We start from the raw sequence: 8173 nt of genomic DNA on the forward strand, positions 1-8173 counted from the left end.
GGTATTATAGCGGCCGCCTGCGATGCGGCACTGCAGCATCCGTGTTTTCACCCCTTTCGGTCTACCTTCTTCGGCCAGGAATTCCGTGCGTCTAGCCAAACTCAAGCTCGCTGGTTTCAAGACCTTCGTCGACCCGACGACCGTGCTTACGCCCGGCAATCTGGTGGGTGTGGTGGGGCCGAACGGCTGCGGCAAGTCCAACATCATCGATGCCGTGCGCTGGGTGCTGGGGGAGTCCCGGGCTTCCGCGCTCCGGGGCGGGTCGATGATGGACGTGATCTTCAACGGCTCCACCACCCGCAAGCCGGTATCCCGGGCCAGTGTGGAGCTGGTCTTCGATAACTCTGAAGGCAGGGCGGCCGGTCAGTGGAAGCCCTATGCGGAGGTGTCCGTCAAGCGGGTTCTGGATCGCAGTGGGGAATCCACTTATTTCATCAACGGGGTTCAGGTGCGTCGGAAGGACGTGATCGACCTGTTCCTGGGTACCGGCCTCGGCCCTAGGGCCTATGCGATCATCGAGCAGGGCATGATTTCGCGGATCATCGAAGCCAAGCCGGAGGAGGTGCGGGGTTTTCTGGAGGAGGCAGCGGGGGTCACCAAGTACCGGGAGCGGCGCAAGGAGACGGAAGGGCGCCTGTCCGATGCCCGGGACAACCTGGCCCGCCTCGAAGACATCCGCAACGAGCTGGGTCAGCAGCTGGGCAGGCTGGAGGTTCAGGCTGCCGTGGCAGAGAAATACCGCAGCCTCCAGGCGGGCCTCTCCGAGCGCCAGAGCCTCCTGTGGCTGATGAAGCGCAACGAGGCACGGTCGGAGCGTGTCCGCCTGATGGAGGAACTGGCTGCGGCTACCCGTAGGATAGAGGCGGATTCAAGCCGTCTGCAGGAGCTGGATGCTCAGCTGGAGGAGGCCCGTGGGGCCCAGCAGGCAGCCAATGAGGGGGTTCAGCATGCCCAGACGGCCTTGTTTGCGGTCAGCTCCGAGCTGACCCGGCTTGAAGGTGAGCTGGCCCGTCTGCAGGACAGCCGCCGCATTCTGGAGAGCCGGCTGGCCCAGCTGGAGCGGGACGAGGCCCAGTGGCGGAGCCAGCTGGCCAGTCTTGAGGCCGATGACGAGCGCTGGCAGACCCTCCTTGATAACGCGGTCCTGCGGGCAGAGCAGGCCGCGGCCCGCCATGGGGAGCTCAGCGATCGCCTGCCGGAGGCGGAGGAGGGGCTGCGCTCGGCGGATGCCACCGCCGCGGCGGTACGCCGGGAGCTGAATCAGGCGGAGCAGCAGATCCGCGTCGAGGAGGCCCACCGGGTGTCCAGCGCGCGGGGGCTCGATACGCTGGCCCAGCGGCGAGCGCGCCTGGAGCATGAGCAGGGCGCCGTGCAGGCGCCCGACCTGCGGGAAACAGCCCGGCGGGAGGCCGCGCTCGCAGAGGCTGAGGAGACCCTGGCGATGCGCCAGGGGGACATGACCGACGCCCAGATCCGTCTGCCCGCCGTCCAGCAGCACCTCAAGCTGGCCCTCGACGCCGAGCGCCAGGTCCAGCGCCGGGCCACGGAGCTGCGCGCCCGGCGGGATGCCCTCCAGCAACTGCAGAACAAGGTTCAGTCCCAGGGGCAGCTGGGGGACTGGCTGAAGCGCCACACGCTGGATGCGCTCCGGCCCCTGTGGCAGCGGATCCAGGTGGCGGCCGGTTGGGAGCTGGCCCTGGAGGCGGTGTTAAGGGAGCGGCTGGGGGCCTTGCCTGTGTCGGACGGCCAGCAGGTCCTGGCGGCCCTGGAGGATCGGGTGCCCAGCGCGGTGGCCTTCCTGCTCCCAGATGAGGGCGCAGCCCCCGTGCCCTGTGCTGCACCGGAGGGAACCAGGCCCTTGCTGGAGCTGGTGGATGCCGACGAGGCGCTCCGGCCTGTGCTTGCGTCCTGGCTGGCACGGGTTTTTGTGGTGGATCGGTTGGCTGACTGGCTGGACCGTCGCCCGGCCCTACCGGCCGGCATCCTGCTGGTTTCCCGGGAGGGACGCCTCCTGGATCGCCATTCCCTGGGGCACTATGCTCCGGACTCCCGAACCCATGGAGTCATCGAGCGCCAGCGGGAAATCGAGCAGCTGGCCGTCGAGCTGGAGCGCACGGAGGAAGAGGCGGTACTTGCCCACGAGGCCGTGAGCCATGCGGAGACGGAGGCGAGCCAGGTGCAGGAGGGGTTGACCCGGCTGCGTCGGGATGTTCAGGCGCTGCAGGCCCGGGTCCATGGGGAGCAGGTGGAGGTTCTCAAACTCAATCAGGCACGGCTCCGGTACGAGGAGCGCTGTGCCCAGATCGGACGTGATCTGGGCGAAATCGCCCATGCCGAGCAGGCCGAGCGGGATCGCCTGTTCCGGGCGGAAACCGAACTGGAGCGGAGCCAGGAACTGGCCGGGCTCCAGCGGGGCCGGCTGGATGCGGCCGAGGCCGTGCGCCTGGAAAGGGAGCAGGTGCTGCGGGAAACCCGTGCCCTTGAGCAGGCCCTTGCCCGGGAGCTGCAGGAGGCCCGTCATTCGGAGCGGGAATGTGCGAGCAAGCTCGAAGACATTAGCCGCAACCGGGCCCTGGCGGCGGAGCAACTGGAGCGCATTGCCGAAGAGCTGGAGGAGCGCAGGGAAACCCTGATGGAGATCGATGAGGTCTCGGTGGCGGCAGCGTTGCAAGCAGCTCTGCTCCTGCGCGGAGAGCGGGAGGGGGCGCTATCGTCCAGTCGGAATGTTCTGGAAGAGGCCAATGCACGCCTGCGGGGGCTCGAGGCAGATCGTCAGCGCACCGAGCAGGCGGCGCTGCCTCAGCGTGAGCGGGTGGCGGATCTGCGCCTGCGGGCCCAGGCTGCCGAGCTTGCCGAAGGCCAGCATGCGGCCCGGCTGGAAGAAGCGGGCGCGGATGAGTCCGTCCTCATGCCCTTGCTGACCCCTGACTTGAAAGAGGGGGTGCTTCAGCGCGAGGTGGCTCGCCTGGGGCGGGAAATCGCCGATCTGGGCCCTGTCAACCTTGCGGCCCTTGACGAGTTAAAGGCGGCTTCGGAGCGCAAGACCTACCTGGATGTGCAGACCGATGACCTGCTGGGGGCCATCGAGACCCTCGAGGATGCGATCCGCAGGATTGACAGAGAAACGCGGGAGCAGCTGCAGGAGACGTACAATACGGTTAATCGTCATTTTGGCAGTTTGTTCCCCATGTTGTTTGGTGGGGGAGAAGCGCGGCTGGTCCTGACGGGTGATGAAATCCTGGATGCCGGGATTTCCATCGTGGCGCAGCCGCCGGGGAAGAAGAACAGTTCGATCCAGCTGCTTTCGGGCGGCGAGAAGGCCTTGACTGCGATTGCGCTGGTGTTTTCCATGTTCCAGCTCAATCCGGCGCCTTTCTGCATGCTGGACGAGGTAGACGCACCCCTGGACGATTCGAATACCGAGCGGTATTGCCAGATGGTCAGGCGCATGTCGTCCCAGACCCAGTTCGTATTCATCAGCCACAGCAAGATCACCATGGAGATCGCGCAGCAGCTGGTGGGCGTCACGATGCAGGAGCAGGGGGTGTCGAGAGTGGTGGAAGTGGATATCGAAGAAGCGCTGCGCCTGGCCGAGACGGCCGCAGCCTGAGCTGGAAACAAGGGAAATCGATGGCAATCAGTGAATTGCAGTTGGGTCTGGTCGGTGCAGGTGCCGCCGTGGTGGTGGGTATTTTTGCTTTCAACAAATGGCAGGAGCATCGCCACCGCAAAGCCAGCGAGCCCGCCGCTCCGCTGGTCCAGGAACCCATGCTCAGCGAGCTCCCCGCAGGACTGGGTGAAGAGCGGCTCGAGCCGGTGATTGGTGCCGAGACCCCGGTGCGGGCTGCCCCCAGCCCCCAGAGTGTCCGGGAGGCCAGTGCCCGTCGGGTTTCACCCGCGGTCCCCGCCGATGTGGATGATCGGGCTGACTGGGTGGTCCGGATCGAGGCGATTGAGCCTGTGATGGGCGGACGCCTGCTGCAGACCGCTGCCCAGCATCTGGACGGGGGGGGGCGCTCCCTGCGCTGGTATGGTTTTTCCGACATGGAAAACAGCTGGGAGCTCCTGACCCCCCATAGCGGGGGGAGCCACCACTGGGTTTGCGCGGTGCTGCAGCTGGTGGATCGGCGAGGTGCCGTTACGGAATCCGAGCTCGCCCATCTGGCCGGTACGCTCCAGCGTCTGTGCGATGGACTCATGGCCATTCCGGCCCTGCCGGCGACGGCGGAGGCCCTGGGGAACGCGGCCGCGCTGGACCGCTTCTGTGCGGGAGTGGATATCCAGATCGGCGTGAATGTGGTGGCCCGAGATCAAGGCTTTCCGGGCGCCCGGCTGCGCAGCCTGGCGGAAGGCGCGGGGCTCGAACTGGCCGGGGATGGCAGCTTCCATGCCCGGGACGAGGCAGGCGCCAGCCTGTTCACCCTCAGCAACCTGGAGCCAATTCTGTTCATGCCCGAGAACCTGCGCACCCTGAGTACCCGGGGCGTCACCCTGATGCTGGACGTTCCCCGGGTGGAGGGGGGGGTACAGGTGTTCGAACGCATGATGGGGCTGGCCCACAAGATGGCTGAGGGTCTCAATGGGGCCGTTGTGGACGACAACCGCTCGCCTTTTGGTGACAAGGCGGTCGGCCTGATCCGTGCCCAGATCGGCCAGTTCCAGCAGCAGATGAGCGACTACGGCATTCCTCCCGGATCGCCCCTGGCCCGGCGTCTGTTCTCCTGAGCGGGCTTTCCCCATGAGTGTCAGTGAAGAGACCCGAGCCCGGGTGGCGGCTTTGCGGGCCGAACTGGAGCGCCACAACCACGCTTATTATGTGCTTGATGATCCCATCGTTCCGGACGCGGAGTTCGACCGCCTGTTCCGTGAGCTGCAGGATCTGGAGGAGGCGCACCCCGAAATTCTGACCCTGGACTCCCCTACCCAGCGGGTGGGCGGGGCGCCTGCGGATGAACTGGCCTCCGTGGCCCATGTGCTCCCCATGCTCTCCATCCGTACCGAGACGGACACCACGGCAGAGGGGGCGAGGGCTTTCGACGCGCGGGTACGCCGGGCCCTGGGGCTGGACGAGATGGCACCGCCGATTGTCTATGCGGCAGAGCTCAAGTTCGATGGGCTGGCGATCAGCCTCCGGTATGAGGACGGTGTGCTGGTCCAGGCGGCGACGCGGGGCGATGGCAGCACGGGCGAGGATGTCACCCGCAATGTGCGGACCGTGCGAAACGTGCCTCTGCGTCTTCAGGGGAGGGCGCCAGCGGTGCTGGAAGTCCGCGGTGAGATCTACATGCGGACCGACGATTTTTCCCGCCTCAACGCCAGCCAGGAGGCGGCCGGGCAGAAAGTGTTCGTCAATCCGCGAAACGCGGCAGCGGGAAGTCTGCGCCAGCTCGATCCTGCGATCACGGCCCGGCGTCCCCTGTCCTTTTTTGCCTATGGCCTGGGAGAGGTGCAGGGCTGGAATCTTCCGGAGACCCACTCGGCCATTCTCGACGCCCTGGCTGCCTTTGGACTGCCTGTGTGCGAGCATCGCTGTCAGGCGAGCGGACCGGAAGCGCTTGCTCTTTTCCATGCCCGGATTGAATCCCTCCGGGCCAGCCTGCCCTTCGACATCGACGGGGTAGTGTACAAAGTGGACCGTCTGGAGTTGCAGCGGGAACTGGGATTCGTGTCCCGGGAGCCCCGCTGGGCCGTTGCTCACAAATATCCAGCCCAGGAAGTGGCGACCCGTCTGCTGGGTATTGATGTCCAGGTGGGGCGGACCGGTGCGGTTACTCCGGTGGCCCGGCTGGAGCCGGTGTTCGTCGGTGGGGTGACGGTTACCAATGCAACCTTGCACAACCAGGGCGAAATCGATCGCAAGGATGTCCGGATCGGCGACTGGGTGATCGTGCGCCGTGCTGGGGATGTCATTCCCGAGGTGGTGGGCGCCATTCCGGAGCGCCGGGAGCAGGCCTTACCCCGCTACGATCTGCTGGAGGCCATCGGTCACTGCTGCCCCGAGTGTGGCTCCCATGTGGTTAGGGGGGAGGACGAGGCGGTTGCCCGTTGCACCGGGGGGCTGTTCTGTCCGGCCCAGTGCAAGCAGGCGCTGCTGCATTTTGCAGGCCGTCGGGCGGTGGACATCGATGGCCTGGGGGAGCAGATCGTCAATCAACTGGTCAGTGCCGGTATCGTGCGTACTCCGGCTGATCTCTACGATCCCGCGCGGGTCAATCAGGGGGTGCTGGCTGGTCTCGAGCGGATGGGTGATAAATCTGCAGCCAATCTGGTGGCTGCGATCGACAACAGCCGGGACACCTCCCTTGCCCGCTTCATTTTCGGGCTTGGGATACGCAATGTAGGTGAAACGACAGCCAAGGATCTGGCCCGTCATTTTGGACGGCTGGAGGCTTTCCTGGCGGCGGATGAGGCTGCGCTCCTGGCTGTTCCGGAGGTGGGTCCCGTGGTGGCCCGGTGTGTCCTCGATTTTCTGGCCGAGCAGCACAACCGGGATGTCATCACTGCCCTGCAGAAGGGGATGCGTTGGCCGGAAGCAGATGTGCTTGCGGCACCTGCCGCGGGTCTTCTGCTTGGCAAGAAGCTGGTCCTGACGGGGACCCTGCCCACCCTCAGCCGGGAGCAAGCCACCACGCTGATCGAGGGGGCTGGCGGCAAGGTCGCGGGATCGGTATCGAAGAAGACCGATTTCGTCGTGGCCGGTGCGGATGCTGGCAGCAAGCTCGAAAAGGCCCAGGCGCTGGGGGTGGCAATTCTTGATGAGGATGGGTTGCGGCAGCTGGTGCGCCCTCCGCCTCCGGCGTCGCGACCCACGGAAGATCAGGGACACTTATTCTCGGAGTGATGATGAACAAGGTAACGAAAGCCGTGTTTCCCGTGGCGGGTCTGGGAAGCCGCTTCCTGCCGGCGACCAAGGCCAGCCCCAAGGAGATGATGCCGGTTGTGGATAAGCCCCTGATCCAGTACGCGGTCGAGGAGGCTGTCGCGGCCGGGATGACCGACCTGGTCTTCATCACCGGTCGTTCCAAGCGGGCCATTGAGGACCATTTCGACACGGCTTACGAGCTTGAAACCGAACTGGAAGTGCGGGGTAAGGCCGAACTCCTGAAGATCGTCCGCGATACCGTGCCGTCTCATGTGAATTGCATCTATATCCGTCAGCCTGCAGCCCTTGGCCTGGGCCACGCCGTGCTGTGCGCAGCGCCAGTGGTTGGCGAGGAGCCTTTTGCGGTGCTTCTGGCCGATGATCTGCTGGATTCCCGGGCAGAAGTCCCGGTCATGAAACAGATGGCTGATGTGTTCCATGATCACCGCTGCTCCGTACTGGGCGTCATGAATGTCCGCCGGGAGCAGACCGGGCAGTACGGTATTGTTTCGACGGAGCGGGACAGTGGTGAGATCCAGCGTATCACCGGCATCGTCGAAAAGCCCAAGCCCGAGGAGGCTCTGTCCACCCAGGCGGTGATTGGCCGCTACATCCTCACCGGGCGGATCTTCGAGCACCTGCGCACGCTCAAGCCAGGGGCCGGTGGCGAGCTCCAGCTGACCGACGCGATTGCCTCCCTGCTGGAGGAGGAGGCTGTACTGGCCTACCAGTTCAGGGGAGTTCGCTATGATTGCGGCTCCAAGCTGGGCTATCTTCAGGCAACGGTCGAACTGGCCCTGAAACATCCGGAAGTGGGGGAAGACTTTGCGGCCTTCCTGGCCAGCCGAGCCTGACTCCCCGGCCATAAAAAAAGCGCGACATCTGTCGCGCTTTTTTTATGGCCGGGGAGGAGTCCCGGTTGCTCTGAAGGATCAGGCTTCTTCGCGGGCGGCACGCTTGCGGTCGTGTTCCTTCAGGAAACGCTTGCGCAGACGGATGCTCTTGGGGGTGATTTCCACGATCTCGTCATCGGCAATGAATTCGATGGCGGATTCGAGGGTCAGCTGGATCGGGTTGATCAGGCGTACGGCTTCGTCGGTGCCGGAGGCGCGCACGTTGGTGAGCTGCTTGCCCTTGATCGGGTTCACCACCAGATCGTTGTCGCGGGTGTGGATGCCGATGATCATGCCTTCGTACAGGGCATCGCCCGGGCTCACGAACATGCGGCCACGGTCCTGCAGGTTCCACAGGGCGTAGGCCACGGCTTCACCGTCGTTCTGGGAGATCAGCACGCCGTTGCGACGCTCGGCC

The 8173-nt window shown here is 65.2% G+C and carries 4 protein-coding genes and 1 pseudogene; 4 read left to right on the forward strand and 1 reads right to left on the reverse strand.

Features of this window, described 5'->3' with window-relative positions; all coding sequences use genetic code 11:
• Positions 1–85 precede the first annotated feature (85 nt).
• From smc to galU, 4 genes are read left to right on the forward strand one after another with little or no spacing between them, the layout of a single operon-like run.
• Positions 86–3610 (forward strand): chromosome segregation protein SMC, encoded by a 3525-nt coding sequence (gene smc, locus PHD22_RS06915; protein ID WP_299864189.1) that lies wholly within the window; start codon positions 86–88, stop codon positions 3608–3610.
• A 20-nt stretch (positions 3611–3630) separates the two neighbouring features.
• Positions 3631–4725 carry a cell division protein ZipA C-terminal FtsZ-binding domain-containing protein gene (locus PHD22_RS06920; protein ID WP_299864192.1) on the forward strand — a complete coding sequence of 365 codons (1095 nt, stop codon included), beginning with the start codon at positions 3631–3633 and terminating at the stop codon, positions 4723–4725.
• A gap of 13 nt (positions 4726–4738) precedes the next feature.
• On the forward strand, positions 4739–6841 hold the full coding sequence (gene ligA, locus PHD22_RS06925) for an NAD-dependent DNA ligase LigA (RefSeq protein ID WP_299864194.1): 2103 nt from the start codon (positions 4739–4741) through the stop codon (positions 6839–6841).
• 2 nt (positions 6842–6843) lie between these two features.
• On the forward strand, positions 6844–7716 hold the full coding sequence (gene galU / locus PHD22_RS06930) for a UTP--glucose-1-phosphate uridylyltransferase GalU (protein ID WP_299864197.1): 873 nt from the start codon (positions 6844–6846) through the stop codon (positions 7714–7716).
• Between the two features lie 78 nt (positions 7717–7794).
• On the opposite strand, the pseudogene PHD22_RS06935 reads toward galU, so the two are convergent.
• Positions 7795–8173, reverse strand: a pseudogene (locus PHD22_RS06935) (translational GTPase TypA); the annotation flags it as partial.

Origin of the sequence: Zoogloea sp., from assembly GCF_028693495.1 — a bacterium.
In the GTDB taxonomy this organism is placed as follows: domain Bacteria; phylum Pseudomonadota; class Gammaproteobacteria; order Burkholderiales; family Rhodocyclaceae; genus Zoogloea.

What these genes read in the sequence shown, in the direction of transcription:
- PHD22_RS06920 (WP_299864192.1), top strand. Translation starts at nt 3,631, where the DNA reads ATGGCAATCAGTGAATTGCAGTTGGGTCTGGTCGGTGCAGGTGCCGCC.
- ligA (WP_299864194.1), top strand. Translation starts at nt 4,739, where the DNA reads ATGAGTGTCAGTGAAGAGACCCGAGCCCGGGTGGCGGCTTTGCGGGCC.
- galU (WP_299864197.1), top strand. Translation starts at nt 6,844, where the DNA reads ATGAACAAGGTAACGAAAGCCGTGTTTCCCGTGGCGGGTCTGGGAAGC.